Source organism: Mucilaginibacter sp. BGA-UO-ETr-C110 (assembly GCF_059567985.1).
Genome location: NZ_JCAQPB010000002.1, coordinates 5,580,459 through 5,598,781 on the forward strand (window position 1 = coordinate 5,580,459; position 18,323 = coordinate 5,598,781).

The 18,323-nt window shown below is 43.4% G+C and carries 19 protein-coding genes; 12 read left to right on the forward strand and 7 right to left on the reverse strand.

What is annotated here, in order from left to right; all coding sequences use genetic code 11:
* The first annotated feature begins 3 nt into the window (after window positions 1–3).
* The 10 genes from AC57BQ_RS24010 (at window position 4) to AC57BQ_RS24055 (ending at window position 9,940) form a co-directional block, all read left to right on the forward strand.
* Window positions 4–921, forward strand: coding sequence for a hypothetical protein (locus AC57BQ_RS24010; protein ID WP_496408659.1), 918 nt, complete (start codon window positions 4–6; stop codon window positions 919–921).
* Window positions 918–2,228 (forward strand): hypothetical protein, encoded by a 1,311-nt coding sequence (locus AC57BQ_RS24015; RefSeq protein ID WP_496408660.1) that lies wholly within the window; start codon window positions 918–920, stop codon window positions 2,226–2,228. Before AC57BQ_RS24010 ends, AC57BQ_RS24015 begins: the two co-directional genes overlap by 4 nt.
* Window positions 2,229–2,762 carry a hypothetical protein gene (locus AC57BQ_RS24020; protein WP_496408661.1) on the forward strand — a complete coding sequence of 178 codons (534 nt, stop codon included), beginning with the start codon at window positions 2,229–2,231 and terminating at the stop codon, window positions 2,760–2,762.
* 109 nt (window positions 2,763–2,871) lie between these two features.
* Entirely contained in the window at window positions 2,872–4,671 is a 1,800-nt protein-coding gene (locus AC57BQ_RS24025; RefSeq protein ID WP_496408662.1) for a type VI secretion system Vgr family protein, read from the forward strand.
* A 3-nt stretch (window positions 4,672–4,674) separates the two neighbouring features.
* On the forward strand, window positions 4,675–5,478 hold the full coding sequence (locus tag AC57BQ_RS24030; protein WP_496408663.1) for a hypothetical protein: 804 nt from the start codon (window positions 4,675–4,677) through the stop codon (window positions 5,476–5,478).
* A gap of 4 nt (window positions 5,479–5,482) precedes the next feature.
* Window positions 5,483–7,069 (forward strand): polymorphic toxin-type HINT domain-containing protein, encoded by a 1,587-nt coding sequence (locus AC57BQ_RS24035; protein WP_496408664.1) that lies wholly within the window; start codon window positions 5,483–5,485, stop codon window positions 7,067–7,069.
* An 8-nt stretch (window positions 7,070–7,077) separates the two neighbouring features.
* The gene (gene comJ, locus AC57BQ_RS24040) at window positions 7,078–7,641 is read left to right on the forward strand and encodes a competence protein ComJ (protein ID WP_496408665.1); all 564 of its coding nucleotides are present in this window, start codon (window positions 7,078–7,080) and stop codon (window positions 7,639–7,641) included.
* A 72-nt stretch (window positions 7,642–7,713) separates the two neighbouring features.
* Window positions 7,714–8,145 carry a hypothetical protein gene (locus AC57BQ_RS24045; protein ID WP_496408666.1) on the forward strand — a complete coding sequence of 144 codons (432 nt, stop codon included), beginning with the start codon at window positions 7,714–7,716 and terminating at the stop codon, window positions 8,143–8,145.
* Between the two features lie 291 nt (window positions 8,146–8,436).
* The gene (locus AC57BQ_RS24050) at window positions 8,437–9,186 is read left to right on the forward strand and encodes an SDR family NAD(P)-dependent oxidoreductase (protein WP_090473358.1); all 750 of its coding nucleotides are present in this window, start codon (window positions 8,437–8,439) and stop codon (window positions 9,184–9,186) included.
* Between the two features lie 172 nt (window positions 9,187–9,358).
* Window positions 9,359–9,940 (forward strand): TetR/AcrR family transcriptional regulator, encoded by a 582-nt coding sequence (locus AC57BQ_RS24055; protein WP_496408667.1) that lies wholly within the window; start codon window positions 9,359–9,361, stop codon window positions 9,938–9,940.
* Between the two features lie 55 nt (window positions 9,941–9,995).
* On the opposite strand, the gene AC57BQ_RS24060 is transcribed toward AC57BQ_RS24055, so the two are convergent.
* Together AC57BQ_RS24060 and AC57BQ_RS24065 are read right to left on the reverse strand one after the other, a co-directional pair.
* Window positions 9,996–10,886, reverse strand: a complete 891-nt coding sequence (locus AC57BQ_RS24060; protein ID WP_496408668.1) for a helix-turn-helix domain-containing protein — start codon at window positions 10,884–10,886, stop codon at window positions 9,996–9,998.
* Window positions 10,887–10,975: 89 nt separating this feature from the next.
* Window positions 10,976–11,797 (reverse strand): SDR family oxidoreductase, encoded by an 822-nt coding sequence (locus tag AC57BQ_RS24065; protein ID WP_496408669.1) that lies wholly within the window; start codon window positions 11,795–11,797, stop codon window positions 10,976–10,978.
* 358 nt (window positions 11,798–12,155) lie between these two features.
* Between AC57BQ_RS24065 and AC57BQ_RS24070 the strand changes: the two genes are divergently transcribed.
* Window positions 12,156–13,049 (forward strand): DMT family transporter, encoded by an 894-nt coding sequence (locus tag AC57BQ_RS24070; RefSeq protein ID WP_496408670.1) that lies wholly within the window; start codon window positions 12,156–12,158, stop codon window positions 13,047–13,049.
* On the opposite strand, the gene AC57BQ_RS24075 is transcribed toward AC57BQ_RS24070, so the two are convergent.
* Both AC57BQ_RS24075 and AC57BQ_RS24080 read right to left on the reverse strand, forming a co-directional pair.
* Window positions 13,024–13,782: a hypothetical protein gene (locus AC57BQ_RS24075; RefSeq protein ID WP_496408671.1), complete on the reverse strand. Its 759-nt coding sequence runs from the start codon at window positions 13,780–13,782 to the stop codon at window positions 13,024–13,026. The genes AC57BQ_RS24070 and AC57BQ_RS24075 overlap by 26 nt on opposite strands.
* A gap of 121 nt (window positions 13,783–13,903) precedes the next feature.
* On the reverse strand, window positions 13,904–14,317 hold the full coding sequence (locus AC57BQ_RS24080) for an SRPBCC domain-containing protein (protein ID WP_496408672.1): 414 nt from the start codon (window positions 14,315–14,317) through the stop codon (window positions 13,904–13,906).
* A 239-nt stretch (window positions 14,318–14,556) separates the two neighbouring features.
* Between AC57BQ_RS24080 and AC57BQ_RS24085 the strand changes: the two genes are divergently transcribed.
* Complete coding sequence (locus tag AC57BQ_RS24085; RefSeq protein ID WP_496408673.1) at window positions 14,557–15,459, forward strand: M57 family metalloprotease; 903 nt, start codon at window positions 14,557–14,559, stop codon at window positions 15,457–15,459.
* Between the two features lie 258 nt (window positions 15,460–15,717).
* Here AC57BQ_RS24085 and AC57BQ_RS24090 read toward each other — a convergent pair whose 3' ends face one another.
* The 3 genes from AC57BQ_RS24090 to AC57BQ_RS24100 all read right to left on the reverse strand — a co-directional run bounded on the left by AC57BQ_RS24090 (window position 15,718) and on the right by AC57BQ_RS24100 (window position 18,143).
* On the reverse strand, window positions 15,718–16,563 hold the full coding sequence (locus tag AC57BQ_RS24090) for an SDR family oxidoreductase (RefSeq protein ID WP_496408674.1): 846 nt from the start codon (window positions 16,561–16,563) through the stop codon (window positions 15,718–15,720).
* Between the two features lie 255 nt (window positions 16,564–16,818).
* Window positions 16,819–17,556, reverse strand: coding sequence for a DUF4184 family protein (locus AC57BQ_RS24095; RefSeq protein WP_496408675.1), 738 nt, complete (start codon window positions 17,554–17,556; stop codon window positions 16,819–16,821).
* Window positions 17,557–17,585: 29 nt separating this feature from the next.
* Window positions 17,586–18,143 carry a hypothetical protein gene (locus AC57BQ_RS24100; RefSeq protein ID WP_496408676.1) on the reverse strand — a complete coding sequence of 186 codons (558 nt, stop codon included), beginning with the start codon at window positions 18,141–18,143 and terminating at the stop codon, window positions 17,586–17,588.
* Between the last annotated feature and the right edge of the window lie 180 nt (window positions 18,144–18,323).

Below are 18,323 nucleotides of genomic sequence, written 5' to 3' on the forward strand. Positions count from 1 at the left end.
TAAATGGACAAGAGGTTTAGTTTTTTTGAAGATCAGTCAGCAACAAATATCGTTGTTGAACAGCCGGTACATACACCTGTTAATGAAACACAGGAGGTAAACAAAAGACGCTACCGGTGCGAACAACTGAACGCAACCCGGATCGAAGATAGAATAATATCACATGCCAGTACAAAAAAGGAGTACCTGGTTGAAAAGCAGCCAGCTAGCAATAAAGCTAATGTTACACTGGTTGATTATTTTTATGAGATAGAGCCGGCGCGCCTTTCAATTGCTTTGGATGCCATGAAGGAGATGGAATTTATTAAAGAAACCGCCGAATTCAGGCTTAATGGAGATAACGAGATAGAGGAGGTGTTAAACCTTACCCAAATGGCCGATAAATGGAATGAACACCGTATGAAGTTAATGGGAACTGAGTTTTACAAAGAGATAGAATCGCGTGCTCCAAAAGCTGCACAGGATATCCTGAATGCCGGTGACCTGGAGTTTAAAAACCAGCAAAACATCAAGGCATCGTACGATAGAGTGATGTTATACCATCTCCTTTTTAATAACTACGCCGATATTAATAAAGTGCAGGTCCTTAAGTTTTTGTCACAGATATTTGTGAATGTTCCCGTTGAGGTGGTGCTAACCAATAAAATAAAATCGCAGAATAACGATACAATAACGGTACATACCCATGGCGAGCTGGTTAAAGAGAAACTCAAAATGGGCGATATTGAAGCTCAATACGATCTTTATTATAAACCAGCAGTTAAGTATGCCTTTACCGATTATATCTACGAATACGACATTATAAGAACAATAGACAAAACATCGGGAAATATCATCGAAGCAAACGCGCTGTTAACAGAGGGAGTTAAAAACAATTATTCAACATCTACTGATTGTAGTTTAAAACAGGTAAGATTATGAGTGCCTCCTATGTTCCGGAAAAAGTTAATACAGTATGTACCTTTCAAACCAGCTCCGCGCCATCAAATTTGATTGCGACGCGTAAAGAGCTAACGGTAATATACGACGATAAAGGCATTGCAAAACCTTTGTTAACTGTAGAGGATAAAAATATAATGGTTGAGTTTACCTGCAAGAAAGAGGAGCACTCTTTTTGGAGCGTCCTTGCTTTAGGTGCCGGTCTTATTGTAGGTGCATTACTGGTATTATCGGGCCCAATTGGCTGGGGTATAATTGCTTTGGGTGCCGGTCTTATGGCCTATGCTGTTGTAAAACACATTGTAGTAAGCCATAAATGCTCAGAACCATTAGAGGCCGGGCAATGGGCCATTTTTCATCCAACAGTAAAGCTTGATGGCGCCAGGGCGTTAACACATAACTCTATTTTAAAGTGCGAAAAGGGCGGCTTATTAACCCCTGTTTTTGATCAGGCTGTTGCGCAAAAATACGCGTCGGCCATTGCTAACAACAACCGTGCAGAAGTGGCGGTTGACGCAATTGTGGCCTTTGCTGCAGGTATGGGTATTGCTGGTATGGTAGGCGAGGTTGCAGTTGCCGGTGCAGGCGGTTGGTTGGCAGGTGGACTCACTGCCGGAAAACTTGTTAGTTTGGTGGGTTTGGGTACCACAGCCACCGTACTTGCTACAGATGCCGAACGGGCTGGTATCAGACATCTCACCATGCAGGACGACGAAGCCTATAAAAAAGTCAATGAAGTTGACGAAAACGAGTGGGTGCCTGAGTTTGTAAATCATCCCGGCGAAACCAATGGAGATGACCCGGCTAACCTTCGTGACCTGTATACTATCAACCCTAAAGGATTTATTACCGGGGTTAAAGAGAACATTAACAATGTGAAGCTAAGCAATCAGTTAAACGGTGATTTGAAAACATTGTATGAAACTATGAAAGCCAAAAATCCCGACGGGAAGGTACAGGTAAGAGATCTTTATAAAGAACCATTAGCCAAACAGATTGTTGGTGATATAAAAGAAGGAAAATATCCCGACAAGATGGTTAAAGGCGCAATTGACGGTAATGACGTAGTTAGGCCCAAGAAACTGTTTGACATGAACGAAGATGTTGATAAGATCAAGGAAGAAAACGTTAAAGAGTTAAGGGCTAAACCGATTGATGCGGCTGGAAACCTGACTGTTTTATTGCCCTTGGTGGCCACTTATTTTTCCGAAAACGGTCGTCAGGATTTGGCAAAAGCCATTGACGAGGATTCTAAAAACGGTATACCTGTTATAGCAATTACTCAATAAATGAAAACATTTGTATTTGAAAAAGTGGTTTTAATAAGGCCTTACGTATTTGCGCTGATAGGCTTCTTTGTGATAGCTCCAATTGTTATCGCAATAATAACCTTTTTAACGGCCAGCCTTCCGGGTATGATAGGGGCAGTTATTGTTGGTCTTATCATAATGTTTGCCATCTTGAAAGGCCTGAGTAAAACAGTGGAGATAAGTTTCGATGCTACCCATATAAACTTTACTTATAACGGTAAAACCACGCAATACCTTAAAAGCGATTTAAAGGGTTTTTACAGCTTTAACTATTTTCATACATCAAACTGCACCATATCTATGCGTTTTGATTTTAGTGATGGCAAAAAGATTGACATATCCGACTATCAGGGTAATGCTGCAAAGTTTAACGCAGAAAAACACCAAATGCTTAAAGACTTCCTAAACGCAGCCGAAAGCGAACTGGGCTTTACTGATGTATCCGTAAGTAAAGCGCGTTCCTTAGGTAAAATAGGTAATGTTTGGTTTGCAAGGCAATTAAAAACAATTTAATAATATGATAACTAAATCTTAAACAAACTTGCTTTAAAAAAACAAAAAGCAATCATACATTATTTCCGTCCCGGTCAATTATAGGTCTGGGGCTTACATACCTGAATTTATGGAAAAGAAATTAATAGTTGATATCAACATAGAAGGCACGGCGATAACGCACTTTTCAACATTTAACCTTGATCAGCGTTTTAACGAGCACCACACCTTTCAGTTACGGTTTAACCACGACCAGGTTGAAGAGTATAACCAGGTAACGCTGCAAAACTCCAAAGACTTTATCGGGAAAAACATAACGGTACAATTTGGTGTAGCCAGCGGGAGCGAAAACATATTCAGCGGCATCATAACCAAAGTAGAGCTATCGCAGAGCCATGGTTTTCATGGTGATATCCTGATCAGTGGTTTTAGTCCGGGAATATTGATAGACCGCGGGCCCGACCTGGGATCATATTTGAATAAAGACCTGAAAACCATCATTCAACTGGCCACGCAGGATGCACCCCAAAACGACCTGAAATTTAACATCAAGCCCACCAATACGGCGCCGATCGATTATATCATCCAGTATCGCGAAAGCGACTACGATTTTATCAACCGGCTTTCGGCGGAGTATTATGAGTGGTTTTATTATGATGGTCAGAAGCTGAATTTCGGTAAGCCGGATAAACTGGACGAAGTAAAGCTGATCTATGGCCGCGATTTGCACAGCCTGCAATACTCTATGCAGATAGCTCCGCTTAAACAAAACAAATTTGCCTATAACCCCAAACAGGATGAACTGCTTAAAGCCGAACCACAGGGAGGCGCCGGAGGCAACCCCGACGTATCACATGCGATAGATGCCTCGAATAAAGTGTTCAGCAAGGTTTTCAACGGCCCGATGGAAGTACGGGTGAACTCGCAGAAAGAGATCAGCGATTTTGTAAACAACGAACAAAAAGCCCAGATAGCCGAACTGGTGAATATTGTAGGCAATGGCGATAACCCACAAGTAGGCTTGGGCAAAATATTGAATGTAAGCACAAGCATGCGCGGAGCTACAAGTTTTGAATTGCAGGATTTTGGTAAATTCCTGGTTACGGCGGTTTATCATCAGGTAGATGGAGTAGGCCACTACCAGAATACCTTCGAAGGTGTAACTGCCGATACGGAACGCCTACCGGTAAACGAGGTGGCTAAACCCAACCCGGATATGCAATTGGCTAACGTAATTGACAATGCCGATCCCGACGGTACAGGTCGTGTTAAAGTTCAGTTCAAATGGCAATGCCAGTCGAACGATGTGACCGAATGGCTGCGGGTGATGACACCGGATGCCGGAAGCTCAGGCCAGGTTAGCAAAAACCGCGGCTTTGTATTTATACCCGAAAAAGGCGACCAGGTAGTAGTGGCCTTTGAAGAAGGAAATATCGCCCGCCCGTTTGTGATGGGTAGTGTTTTCCATGGTAAAAACAGCAGTGGGGGCAGCGCCAGCAATAACAGTAAAAGTCTTACCTCCAAAAGCGGTCATACTATTTCCCTTGATGATGGCGGAGGTATCCTCGTGAAAGATAAAACCGGGCTGAACCACGTATTTATTGATGGTAATAACGCTATTACGGCCACTGCCGATAATAATGTAAAGCTGCAAACTGGCAATGTGATGATCATTATGGATAAGGCGAAGGATCAGATCATTATACAAGCCAAGAACATTGAGATCCGAGCCGCGGAAGATTTTAAATTAACCGGCGATGGCGCTCCAAGTAAAAATGGCAGTATGGAATTTGAGACTAAATTATCCATCTCTTCAAAAAATGAAATGTCAATTAGTGGCGAAACATCAGCTAAGTTCAATGGGAAAGAGGTAAACATAACCGGTGTAACGACCGAGATTAACGGCAAGCCTGTTCGGGTTAATTCTTAATTCATGGAAAAAGTATTTGAAAATAAATATCAGCTTACGGTTCGTGGTAATGTAAAAATGCTCAGTATGATGGATAGTTTTACTACCGTCGGAACCTATGTCCTTTCGGGCTATGGTCAGCATGCACCCAAACCCGAGCTGCAGGAATACGTGCTGGAAGAGCATGATGTTAAACTAACGGAATATTACGATCCGAACACTTATCAGTTGATTGAATACGTAAATAAACTGGCCTATATATATAGCAGGCAGCACCTGTGTATTAATAGCGGCGGAGCAATTAAGGGCTTGCTCAATTTGCCCGAGATCAGGTCGAAATGGGATAAATTGAAAAAGGAGCTGATGCAAATCAATCCTATCGCGGCGTTTGAAATTATCCGGAATAAGGATAGGGAATTGTCAAACCCTCCGGAATTGATCGAAAATTTGTCCAATACCCATTTCATGCATCTTTTTTTATATGCTTTTAATGCCCGGCCAGATAATGTGACCTACGAACAGCAACGGCAGGAACGCGACCGCATGGGCATTGGTTTTATGGTTCCGCTGAAGCAAACCTATACTACCGAGAAACTGGATAGCGGTTATGTGGTTAATACGGAATCATCTTTAGATGATAAGGGCCGCATTGATAAAAACATGCTCTCCAAAGTAACCGGACAAACCGAGTTTGATATCAAACATTATACGCAAGCCAGTTTTACCAGGGATAATGATAACAACCTGGTAACTGCCGAGATGAAGGTTTTTGAGCAACTGAATAATGATTATAAATCAGATTTGTATTTAAATCTGGAAAGCGTTTAAAGTTATGGCTGAGGATCTACAGTGGTTAACAGAAAAGCATTACCTGGTATGTCCTAAAGGCGCCATGTTTAAGCAGATGAAAGTGGACAAAAGTAGAACTGCCATTTTCAGCGGTAATTTGGTAGCCAATACCATGGATACCATGAAGGATAATGTTTTCGTATGTTTAGGAAGCATGGCCTTTATGGCCGGCGCTATTGCCGGTCTGTTGGTGGCTGCACTGGCCTTAATGGCCGTGCCGGTTGCTGGCTGGGCCCTGGCCGCGATTATAGGGGGAGCCTTACTGCTGGCTATTGGCATAGGTTACATGAAATGTAAAAGCAATGCCGGCTCCAGGCAATGGGTAAACCCATCACCCAATTTGATCATTGATGGTCATGAAGGATTGGTGGTAAAACAAAGTCAGCTTTGTTGTACCGCCGAAAACGTGATGATCGATATTAAAGAAACCTTTTGGGAGGCCATGATGAGCACCACCATGAATGATGTGGGGCATATCGCTAATTTCGCATTTGGCTTTTTAGCTGGGCGGGGCATGGGTAGCATGGCTGGTACCGCGGCAACAAGCGGCCTGCGGGCTGCCGGTGCGGAGTTTTTAAATGTTGCCAAGGCCGAAATGGGTAATATGTTTAATCCCGCCACCTTGTTTGGCAAAATGAGCTGGCTTTGCCGGGGAATGCGTGGTTTTGGCATGTTTGGAGCCTATAAAGGGCAATATGATATCTGGACCAATCCGGAAATGAGCACTACCGATAAACTTCTAAACAGCGGGAAAGAACTCATACTGGCTATTTTTGCCGCAAAGGGTGCATCGCTGGTTTGTTTCCCGGCAGGTACGCAGGTACATACCAGTAACGGCCTGGTGGGTATCGAAACCATTGCCATTGGTACTGTGGTATGGACAATGAACGAAACAACCGGGCAACGCGAGTTAAAGCCCGTTACCCAGGTACACCGCCGCACCACCCTAAGTATGATCATGCTGGAGCTGGAGAATGGTACCATATTTCAGGTTACGCCCGAACATCGGTTTTTAGTTAATGGCGAATGGCGCGAGATACAAAACATCAGCGCGGCCGAAGAACTGGAGCTGATAGATGGCAGAAAAGTAACCATAAAAAACATCGGTCTTATCAGTAAAGTGTCTACAGTTTATAACTTTGATGTAGAAGATAACGAGAATTACTTTGTTACCGAGGATGGGGTACTGGTACATAATGGGTATACAAACAAAGCGCAGGTTAAAAACGTTACAGGAGAAACCCACACTGTTGAAGTATCTATAAGTAAAAGCGATTATCCTGAAACGGCCAAACATATTGAAGATGCAATAGCTTCAGGAAAGCCAAATGTTGTTACAATTGAAAGGGACGGGGCTAAGGCAAATAGAGCTACCTCATTGAGAGGCGTTAAAACAAAGCCCAATTTAGATAGGGATGAATGGCCAATGGCTATGTTTAAAGAAGGCGGAAAAGGAGCAAGTGTAAGGCACATCAATCCTGGTGATAACAGAGGAGCAGGAAGCGCAATAGGCAATGCATTGTCTGACTATCCTGACGGTACAGTTGTGAAGATTATTATAACAGATTAAAACCTAATATGATTAACATTAACACCTTAGTATCTAACAATCAAATAGTTGTTAGATCGATAAAGAAAGATTTGGAATTAGAACAGTGGGGAGATGAAAATGTAGAGTTTGGGATGCTCTGGACTAAAAACTACATTGTACTCGACCCCTTGGTTGACGGTAGTTTCGGGAGCTACTTTTTAATTGACAGCTCTGCAACTGTAGTTCAGGATGAGAATGCTCAACGTTCTGCGTTAATTCCTTTTGAGATAACCGATGTAAATGAATTTTGCATCAGTACTGTGGCAGAATCCATTTTTTTGTATGAAAACCCAGAGGTTAACTTAGAAGAAGAACAAAAAAAAGGCAAATATTATCCGCTAAATACAGATCATAATTTTAAAGTTGAGCCTGGTAGTTATGTGCTCCATTTTCAGGTTTGTGTGGGTACTCCAGAAGAGATTGATACAGATAAAGAGGAAGTATATTATCGTTTTAATTTTATTAAAAAAGATAATGCGGAGTTTGAGGTATTAATAGAGGATGACTATGGCTGGGATCCCGCAACTCAACTTCTGGTAGGAAAAAAATAATTGGATAACCTATTACTTCAGTTTTGATGATGATATTGAACGTGCCGAAATTTTAATAAGGAAGAGGGGCAAATGCATTCAACTACAGACGATTTTGAGGAGTGGTTGTTTTTAATGTCAGATAAATTAGAAGCTTTTGAGGCGTTCTTTAAAAAGGAAACCGGGAAAGATCTTGATTATTCTGTGCAATCCATTAATGAGATAGAAGCCTGGCTGCTCACAAAATTTGAATCGACTGATGACATTCTTAAACAGGAAAATAAAGAAGTATTAGATCTGGTTACGTGCTATGTAGGCGACACATTCCGCAAAAACTTAAAAGCGAAGTGGACAATCGACCTGGAAAATGAAAAAAATGCCTATTACCAGCTGCCCGTAATAACAGCTGAAAAGCTATCATCACCTATAGCGCCCCACACCCTGGTTACTGCCAGTTTAGATCGCCGGCGGGGCACCTTTATATCTACCGTATTGAATAACGCGATCAAAGAGGTAAATAAATAATGATCATTAGTTGATCAACCCGGATAGCTAACTTATTTATTGTCAGTTTTTAAAGCAGATCCTGATTTGGAACACTTCAAATCAGGATCTGCTTTTTTGTTTATGGGTAGGATTAATTAGCCCTCTCCATCAGACACAACATATTGTTATTGTCCGCCCCGTAATACCTTAAGAAAAAATTCCCATTTGTCATGCCAGCATAATATTGCGATCAAAACGGAACGTTTGTTCCGATATGATATATATTTGCGGAACGATTATTCCAAATAAGAAAAATTAATCATCCCTAAAATGAAAAAATTAGAAAATAAAGTAGCGGTTATAACAGGGGCATCAAAAGGTATTGGTGCGGGTATAGCTAAAAGTCTGGCAGCAGCAGGAGCATCTGTTGTAGTTAATTATGCTTCGGCAAAAGCCGGTGCCGATAAAGTGGTAGAAGAAATTGTGAGTAACGGCGGTAAAGCTATAGCTGTTCAGGGCGATGTTTCAAAAGCAGCTGACATCAGTCGTTTGTTTGAGGAAACTACCAAAGCTTTTGGCGCGGTTGATATCCTGGTAAACAATGCAGGCGTTTATAAATTCGGTGCTATTGAAGAAATTAGTGCTGAAGATTTCCACAATCAGTTTGACACTAACGTACTGGGCTTATTGCTTACCACACAAGGCGCATTGAAAAGCTTTAATGCAGACGGTGGCAGCATCATCAATATTGGTTCGGTAGTGAGCAGCATAGCTCCGATAGGCAGCTCTATTTATACAGCTACCAAAGGCGCGGTTGATGCCATTACCCATGTATTGTCAAAAGAATTAGGTCCTAAAAAGATCCGTGTTAACTCCATTAATCCAGGTATGGTAGAAACCGAAGGTACACATACCGCGGGCTTCATCGGCAGTGATTTTCAGGCCGAAACAGAACGCACAGCACCTCTGGGCCGTATTGGTCAACCGGAAGATATAGCGCTGGTAGCCGTATTCCTGGCTTCGGAAGAGTCTCGCTGGTTGACCGGCGAAACCCTGCTGGCCGGTGGCGGTGTACGGTAAGGCTTAGAGTCAAGATATTAGAATCAAGAGTCAAGAATCATTTTCTGATGATTTATTTCAAGGTAAAGCAAGTTTTTTCTTGGTTCTTGACTCTTGTTTCTTGATTCCTGACGTTCAAGTTAATAGCTTTTTAATAGCTTTGCTTAATTATTAGGCAAAGCTATTCGCGATTATGGCAAGGACTAAAGAGTTTGATGAAAATGAGGTGCTGAACAAGGCAGTTGACCTTTTTTGGTTAAAGGGGTACAATGGTACGTCTATGCAGGATCTTGTTGACGGGCTCGGCATCAGCCGGTCGAGCCTGTATGATACTTATGGCGACAAGCACACCCTGTTTATCAAGGCCCTGGAATGTTATCAATGCACAGCCTCTGCCAAAATATCCCAGATTGCAGGTAGCGACCTGCCTGCCAAAGAAGTCATCAAACAAATATTGGAGTTTATTGCCGATGAACTTCTGGGTGACTATAGCCGAAAAGGCTGTTTCATGGTGAATGCCGAAGTGGAGGTTGCCCCGCATGACGAGGTTGTGAAACAAATGATCTGCCGGAATGATCAACAGGTAGAAGATATCTTTTACCGGGTTATTAAAAAAGGGCAGGAAAATGGAGAGATCAGTAAAGCGCAGGATACCAGGGCAATTGCCCGATCCATCTCCAACACGGTAAAGGGAATGCAGGTAACCGCAAAATCAACTACCGAAAAAGCTGTTTTTGATGATATCATCAGGCTGGTTATGGGCATGTTGAACTAAGCCCTCTCAATTATTCCGTTCAAAAGAATCCCATTTTGCCCAATCAACCCAAAGATTAATTCATGATCTGTTTCCTGAATTGAACAGGACTAATGCCTACCTCTTTTTTAAACAAACGCGAAAAATAAGGTAGATTGTCAAAACCCAGGGTATAAGCAGTTTCGGCTATGTTATGGTCTGATCCTTTGAGCAGGTTTTTGGCTTCGGATATGAGGTAGATGTGGATTAGCTCCATAGCCGTTTTGCCGGTTTCCTGTTTCAACAGGTCGCTCAGGTAACTTGGCGACAGGTTAAGTTCGGCAGCCATTGATTTAACGGTAGGCAGGCCTTTTTCCAGTAAATAACCTTTTTCAAAATATACCGAAAGCGCGTCATTGAACCGGGAAGCCATTTTGCCGACTACCTCGATGCGGTTGATGAACTGCCGTTTATAAAAGCGCTGTGAATATTTTAGGATAGATTCTATATGCCCCAGGATAATATCGCGGCTGTACTCGTCCTGGTTGTTGTTGTATTCGGTTTCAATTTCGTTAAACAAGCCCCAGATGATCTGTTCTTCCTTGGGCGAAAGATGCAGGGCCTCGTTGGTTTCGTATTCAAAATAACCATACTTTTTGATCTCGGTGTGCAGCGGGTGGCCATTCAGAAAATCTTCGTGAATCAGGATCAGGAAACCATTTTCCTCAAACTTCATGTTTTTAAACTCGATAATCTGCCGTGGTTTTACAAACGACATGGAGCCGTTATCATGATCGTATTTGGTACGGCCATATAAAAACATACCCGATATCAGCTTTTTAAACCCGATCAGATAAAAATCGCTGGTAAACTCCTGCTCCACAATATTGCAGTCTTTATTGCAATGTACCAGGCTAAGCAACGGGTTTTCCGGTGGAGGTAAACCATTGTCGTGGCTTAATTGGGCAAGGCTTTTATAATGTTTCATGATCAGAAATAATTAAAGCATAATTCACACTAATAAAAGTATGAATTATGCCGGGGTATTTAGTTGAGTTAAAGTAAAATTATCAGGGCTTATTTGCCATGAGCCGCAGCAGCTACAGGTTGCCACTCTTCCCAACTGGCCAGGCGTTGTTCATAAACCTGTTTTACCCATGGCAAAGCTACTTTACCCAAGAACAGGCGCAGTGGCGGATTAGCGCTGTCTACCAATTTCAGCACGGCTTCGGATGTAGCTTCAGGTACGCCAAAAGCATCTGTGTCTGTCAATCCCGCCTGGAAGGCCGCCCTTACACCCTCATATTCCGGTAAAACCTGGGTATGGGTAGCAGATGCACCTGCCCAGTCGGTCGCAAAGCCGTTTGGCTCAATTAAGGATACTTTGATGCCAAAGCCGCCCACCTCGGTTGCAAGGGTTTCGCTCAAACCTTCTACCGCGAATTTAGAGGCATTGTATAAACCTAAAACAGGTAAAGTAGCTATACCCAACACGCTTGATACCTGTATAATATGACCATGGCCTTGCGCGCGCATCACCGGCAATACAGCCTGGGTAAGCCATAACAAGCCAAATACGTTGGTTTCTATCTGTTCGCGGGCCTCTTGTTCGCTGGTTTCTTCAATGGTGCCAAACAGGCCGTAACCGGCATTGTTGATCAACACATCGATAGTGCCAAAATGTTGTTTAGCCTGCTCAACAGCTGCAAAGTCGGCTTCACGGTTGTTTACATCCAATTGTATAGGTAATATGGCATCGCCGTAGGTGCTTACCAGGTCGGCCAGGGTGTCCAGGTTACGCGCGGTGGCTACTACTTTATCGCCACGTTTTAAAAATGCTTCGGCCCAAAGTTTTCCAAATCCACGGGAAGCTCCGGTTATAAAAATTGTCTTTGACATTGCTTTTGTTTTTTGAATTAATTTATACAACAAAGGTATTGGGGCCCACCCGGGATAATTTATACAGAACCGGGTAATACTGATACAGATTAAGGAAAAGGGGGGTAATAGATTGTGGAAAGGTTTTTCCGAACGTCATTGCGAGGTACGAAGCAATCTCTATACTACACAGAGCAAATAGAACAGTTTAAACCTTGAATGACCGACCTGCCTCTGTAGGGATTGCTTCGTACCTCGCAATGACGCGTTTTTAATCAGCATCCCCATTTCATTAAAAAGCAATATTCCTGAAATATCAACATTTGTAAACGTTTTTTGTCGTGCCTTTGGCTGACCTTTGCGCCCACGACAAAACACTATGGAAAAGCTAAGGGGGATATTATTGGTGGCGCTGGGCGCGGCAAGTTATGGGGTATTGGCCACCTTTGTAAAAGTGGCGCACGGCCAGGGTTACCATACCGGTGAGATCACCTTTTCGCAATTTTTTATTGGCTTTGTGGTTTTGCTGATCATGGGCCTGTTTGGTAAAAAGCAAAAGGAAGCAACACAGGCGGGCGACAAAAATCCGCAACTGAAAATGCTGCTGGCCGGTACATCGCTGGGGCTCACCAGCACTTTTTATTATTTGTCGGTACAGTACCTGCCGGTATCTGTTTGTATTATTTTATTGATGCAAACTGTTTGGATGGGCATTATCCTGGAGTGGGTGCTTACCCGGCAGGCACCCGATGGCAGAAAGATCATCGCCGCCCTTATTGTGATAGCCGGGACTTTACTGGCCACCAATATTTTTGATGCCCGGGTAGCGTTTAATGTGCGGGGACTCATATTCGGTCTTTTATCGGCCATGAGTTATACGGTGGCCATGTATTCGTCAAACAAAGTAGCATTGCATTTACCGGGGGTAAAACGGAGTATGTACCTGGTGCTGGGCGGATTGATAGCCATCGCCATTTTCTGGAACGTGGAGCTGGTACAGCATTTTAATTTTTCGGTGATCTGGAAATGGGGGGCTTTTCTGGCCCTGTTTGGTACCATACTACCTCCGCTGCTGTTTACCAAAGGTTTGCCTAAAACCGGCATAGGGCTGGGTAGTATTGTTTCCTCGGTCGAGATCCCGGTATCTATCTTATTTGCTCACTTTATCCTTAACGAAAGCGTACTGCCTATACAATGGGCTGGCGTAGCGCTTATTATTATGGCCATTGCCGCCATGAACCTGCGCTTTAAAATTCGTGCTCCGGATCAATAAAAGGACCGGCAATAGCTTTAATCTTACCCTTGCTTTCGTCCGGATCAAAGTTGTCAAAATAGATGATCCTGGCCCGACCTATTGAGCGTAATTTGCCCATCTCCTGGTCGGCATCAAGATGCCCATACCAGGTAATGCGGGTGCTGCCGATGGATTTAAGTTTACCCCGGTTATCATCACCGTCAAACCTGTCGTAATAGGTAAACAGGGTATTGCCAATGGATTTGATCTTACCGGCTTTGCTGCGACCATCCGGTGCGTCATAATAAGTTACCGGCATATCGCCTACCGATTTAAGTTTACCCAAAAGTTCAGTGCGGTCAAACCTGTCGTACCAGGTTATTTTAACACCACCCACGGTTTTAAGCTTGCCTTTATTCTCTTCCCAGTCAAAGCGGTCATAATAAGTGATCTGTGTTTTACCGATAGATTTGATCTTACCAAAATTCTCCTCCCAGTCAAAGCGGTCGTAATACGTAAAAACAGTATTGCCGATGGATTTTAATTTACCGGTATTGTCAAAACCGTCAAACTGATCGCGGTAGAGCGCTTTGCCGTTTAAATTATTCTCAACAGAAATATTGCCGTTGAGTAAAAGGAACAGGATGATCTGCTCGTTATTAATGTCGATAGGTTTTACACTCAATTCCCGGCCGCCGCTAAATATCTGGGCTTTGCAAAACAGAGTAGTACTTAGTAAGAGAAGTAACAAAAACAGGGGTTTAAGTTTCATAGTGCAGGATCTGGGGTATATAAAAAATGGATGCCAGTAACACATCCATTATATCACATATGATAATAAATCGCGAAGATAGTTTAACCTGTTTGAATTTATTTAAAAACCCCTACGTCGCTTAATTCAGATAGGTACCTATTTGCGCTATCACCTTATCCCAATGGGCTTTCATTTCATCGCGTTGCTTGCTGCTCTGGAGTTTTTCCTGGTGAAAGCTTACGGTTGCCTTGCCTTTAGCATTGATCACCCGGAGCTGAAGGGTTGATGTGTTGTCCCAATCCTTTTTTCGCCAGGTTAACCGGGTGTGCGAGTACGGTTTAAAAATGGTTAGTTTGCCTTCTGTACCTTCCTCCGTTTTGTAGTTTTGGTTGATGTCAAACGCATCGGGCTTTATCCCACCGAGCCAGATAGAAAATCCCTGGTCCGAAAACAGAAAATCCCAGGCCTGTTCAACAGAAACCGGGAACGTTTTTCTGACACCGACCTCAAAGCCGGCGTCCTTGGTTTGTCCAATTACTTTTGTTGTTTCCATAGGTGTAGTGTTGATATAAATATATAAATAATTGTGTTTGATAAATTGAGGATAGCGATCATGGTTTGTTTATAAACCGCGCAACATAACTGATTCTCCCGGATGGCATAATTAACTATTAGTTACTAATGTTTATTCAATTTGTGCATTTTTAAATACGTGTAATAAAAATGGTTATGTTTATTGCTCTATAAGCAATTGTTCATTTACCATAACGAATTATTATTTACCGACTAAAAATGAAAAACAAATCATTACTAAATCAAAAAACGATCATCCTTACGCTCTTATTAATGATCACGGTGGCCGTTGGCTGTAAAAAGAGTAGTACCCCCGTCGAGCCACAGGTTGCCAACACAGCACTTACCCAGGACGAGCAGTTAAGTATTGCTAAAGCCGGATTTTCGCCGGTTAATGCTGTGCGTGTTAAAGATGGCTTTATTGTGGAGGGCGACATTTTACTGAAACAGGCCGATCTCGATTTTCAGAGCCAGCATGTGAGCGAGATCGTATTCAAGAAACCTGTAACAGAGCAATACCGCACCTTGTTTATTGTTACCGGCTTAACCAATGCCATTAAGGTGAAGGTGAGCGCGGGCGCGTCGCAGCAGGTATTTACCACGGCGGCTAAGAACGCCATAAAACGGTATAACGATCTGGGTTTAACACTTACTTTTACGCTATTGGATTCGGCCTCAACCGCTCAGGAGGATATATTGATCACCGGGCAACAGTTTGGCGATCCGAACATCCTGGGCCAGTCGTCAGGCTTTCCGGGGATGGATGGCAGACCGGCAACGCCTATCGCGCTTAATAGTTCCAGGTACACTAAAAATTTTCAGGATAAAGGCGAGCTGACTACCGTTATAGCTCATGAAATTGGGCATGCTATTGGTTTCAGGCATACCGATTACCAAAACAGGGCATTTAGCTGCGGTTATGATACTTCTTCATGGATAGGGATATTGCAGGCATTCTTTAAAGCACCGATTGACGAAGGCGGCCTTGCTTTTTATATCCCTGGCACGCCTATAGGGGGCGAACCCGGATCATGGATGCTGGCCTGCAGCGACGGCACCGACCGCCCGTTTACAGCAAGTGATGTGGTGGCTATCGAATCGCTTTACCCGGTAAAAAAATAGTACCCATGCAGCGGATATGAAACTTACGAAATTTTAAAAATTTCGTAAGTTTTTAAATTATAAGATATGTCATTGCGAGGTACGAAGCAATCTCCTCGTGTTCTCATGGATAGGAATAGCTACGAGATTGCCTCGTCGTTCCTCCTCGCAATGACATGGGGGAGGATCCATAATGGTAGAGCCCGTCGAAGCATGGTGGGTAGGCCTCTGCGCTCGCCACTTCGACAAGCTCAGGGTGACACCCTGTTTTGAATAGAGTTATGCAGTTACTTGCCATGCTCCGGCGGCAATGGCCTTGCGGATATATTCCGAAAAATCTGTGGGTTTACGACCCAGGGCACGCTGCACACCATCGGCGAGGCTGGTATTGCGGCCATCCAGCACTTCTGTGAACAGGTAGCTGATCAGCCAGATATAATCATCGGGTATCTGGTACTCCTGCATCATGCCCTTATATTCATCCATCGAAATTTGTTGATATTGAACCGGGCGGTTAAGAGCAGACGCTATCTCCTGTATGGCCTCGCGGAATGTCAGCAGGCGCGGACCGGTTAACTCATACAATTGCCCGGCATGACCATCCAGGGTTAATGCTGCCACGGCTACATCGGCAATATCATCCACATCAATAAATGGCTCGGGTACATCGCCCACGGGTAAGTCAACCTGTCCGTACAGAATAGGGTCGAGCAGGTAGCCTTCGCTGAAATTCTGGTTAAACCAGCTGGCGCGTAAAATGGTCCAGTTGGTGCCGGCGTTCATTATGATTTTTTCACAGGCCTGCGCTTCTTCTTCGCCCCGGCCCGATAATAGTACCAGATGGGTAACCCCTTTTGCTATAGCTAAGCTGGCCAGCTCGCGGATAGTGTCTGTTGCCCCGGGAACGGCCAGATCCGGTTGATAAGAGATATAAACGGAATCAATGTCCTGTAATGCGGCTGGCCAGGTGCCTTGATCGTTCCAATCGAAAGGTATGGTTGCATTACGGCTGCCAATACGTACTGGCCAACCCATTTGCTGTAAGCTGCTTACAACGCGACTGCCGGTTTTTCCGGTACCACCCAGTACCAGTATGTGTTTTTTGGTGTTTTCCTGATTTTTCATGGTCTTAATTTTTTATCAAAATTATAGGGCCATGGAATGGGAAAATAGAACAAAACCGACAGAGGGGGATTGAAATGTTCAAGAGCCGACTCACCCGACCATCGCTGCGCTTGGTCACCCTCTCTTCAGCTTCGCTGGAAAGAGGGATGGGAAAAGGACCAATATTATTTGTCATCCTGAGGAACGAAGGATCTTCTTCGATATGCTTATCGCACAATAGATGCTTCAACCGTTCAGCATGACAAAAATAAATTACTACTTGGTTTGCGGGTCTTCGGTGGAGTATATACAAGATGCAATCATCAATCCAATAAACATACCCGCAATACCTGTAACTATCAGGTTGCCGTACTCGTGATAATTTAAGCCACAGGCCAACCTAATGGCCGTTACTATAACAGCGATGCCCGCCAACTTCAGCCAGTAAGAGGCAATATTATTAACCTTAGTATTTAGGCCTTTGGGTAATCGATACAGGACAAATAAAATAGCTATCCCGCCCAATAACGTACTGGTATGCTGAGCTAATTGATAAGTGTAAAACTCATGACTCCCAATAAGGATCATATGCTTTAGGGCCGGGATGATGGTAACAAAATAGCCGGCAGGATGGGTAAAGCTGTCCCATAGTAAATGTGAGGCGCTGCCGACAAGGATCGAAAGTGCAATTATGGCAATGTATCCAGGAGAAAGGGGGCTCCCGGTATTGCCTTTAAATTGAGAAAACCGTTGGTTAAGCTGAACAGGCAGATGATCGATCAGCTTGTCTTTTACTATTTTATGATAGATCAAAAACAACAATAACCCGATTGGCAGATCAAACCAAAACAATCCCGTGATGGTATGACTATAAATACTGCGCACCCGCATCCTGAAAAAGTATTCAAAATCGGGCACCATGCTTCCGATTACCAGCGCTATCATAGATATCCACCTCTTCGGGAGATACTTCAATGGCAAAACCAGGGCTGGATGTGCAAAGGTAAAGGGCATGGGTTATCTTATGGTGGAAAGGGTTATTCTTAGCTATAAGTTTCCAGAAACTCGTCTATCTGATCCTCGCTATCCATGTTTAGTATTGCATTAGCAAGTTTTAGTTGTCCTTTAGCTAACGCAATAGCAGTTAAAGCACAAGATGCCAGACTTAAGTCCCAATTTTGGTTCATAGCCAGTTTGGCAAGCTCACCCAGTTCTTTTATCGCGATATCATAATCAGGTGTTAAAGCTTTCGGCAACTTAGGGTTCTCTTTATGCCGTTGTATTTCGATAACAGAAACAACCCCTAAAACATTATAATCTATCAATTGCTTCTCCCGTGCTATCCTCACCAAATGTGGAACAGCATAATACGATGCGAGGCCAACATCTCCCTGATGATGGAGTTCATCCCATAATTCCTGATAAATAAGGCCAGCAGTTTGTAACGTGTCCGCCTGCTCCAGTTTTTTTAAAGCTATGGATGCATCGTAGGTTGTTCTCCTATAACCGCCTTCTAAGTTTTTCCATATTGAACTATTAAGATCCAATGATGGTTCGTTTACTGGTTTTTTAGGAAAAAAATCACCCAATTTTATTGTCATATCGGTTTAGTTGATTCTCAAAGATATGATTCCCAACTTGATTTGTCCCCACAAAATAAATCATCCTGAACTTGTTTCAGGATCCTCAGGACAGGTTATCATCATGTTGCACACCTTGCTGATGGGGTGCCAAAACAAGTTCGGCATGACTTAAGTTGATAAATACTTTTTAAAGCTTTC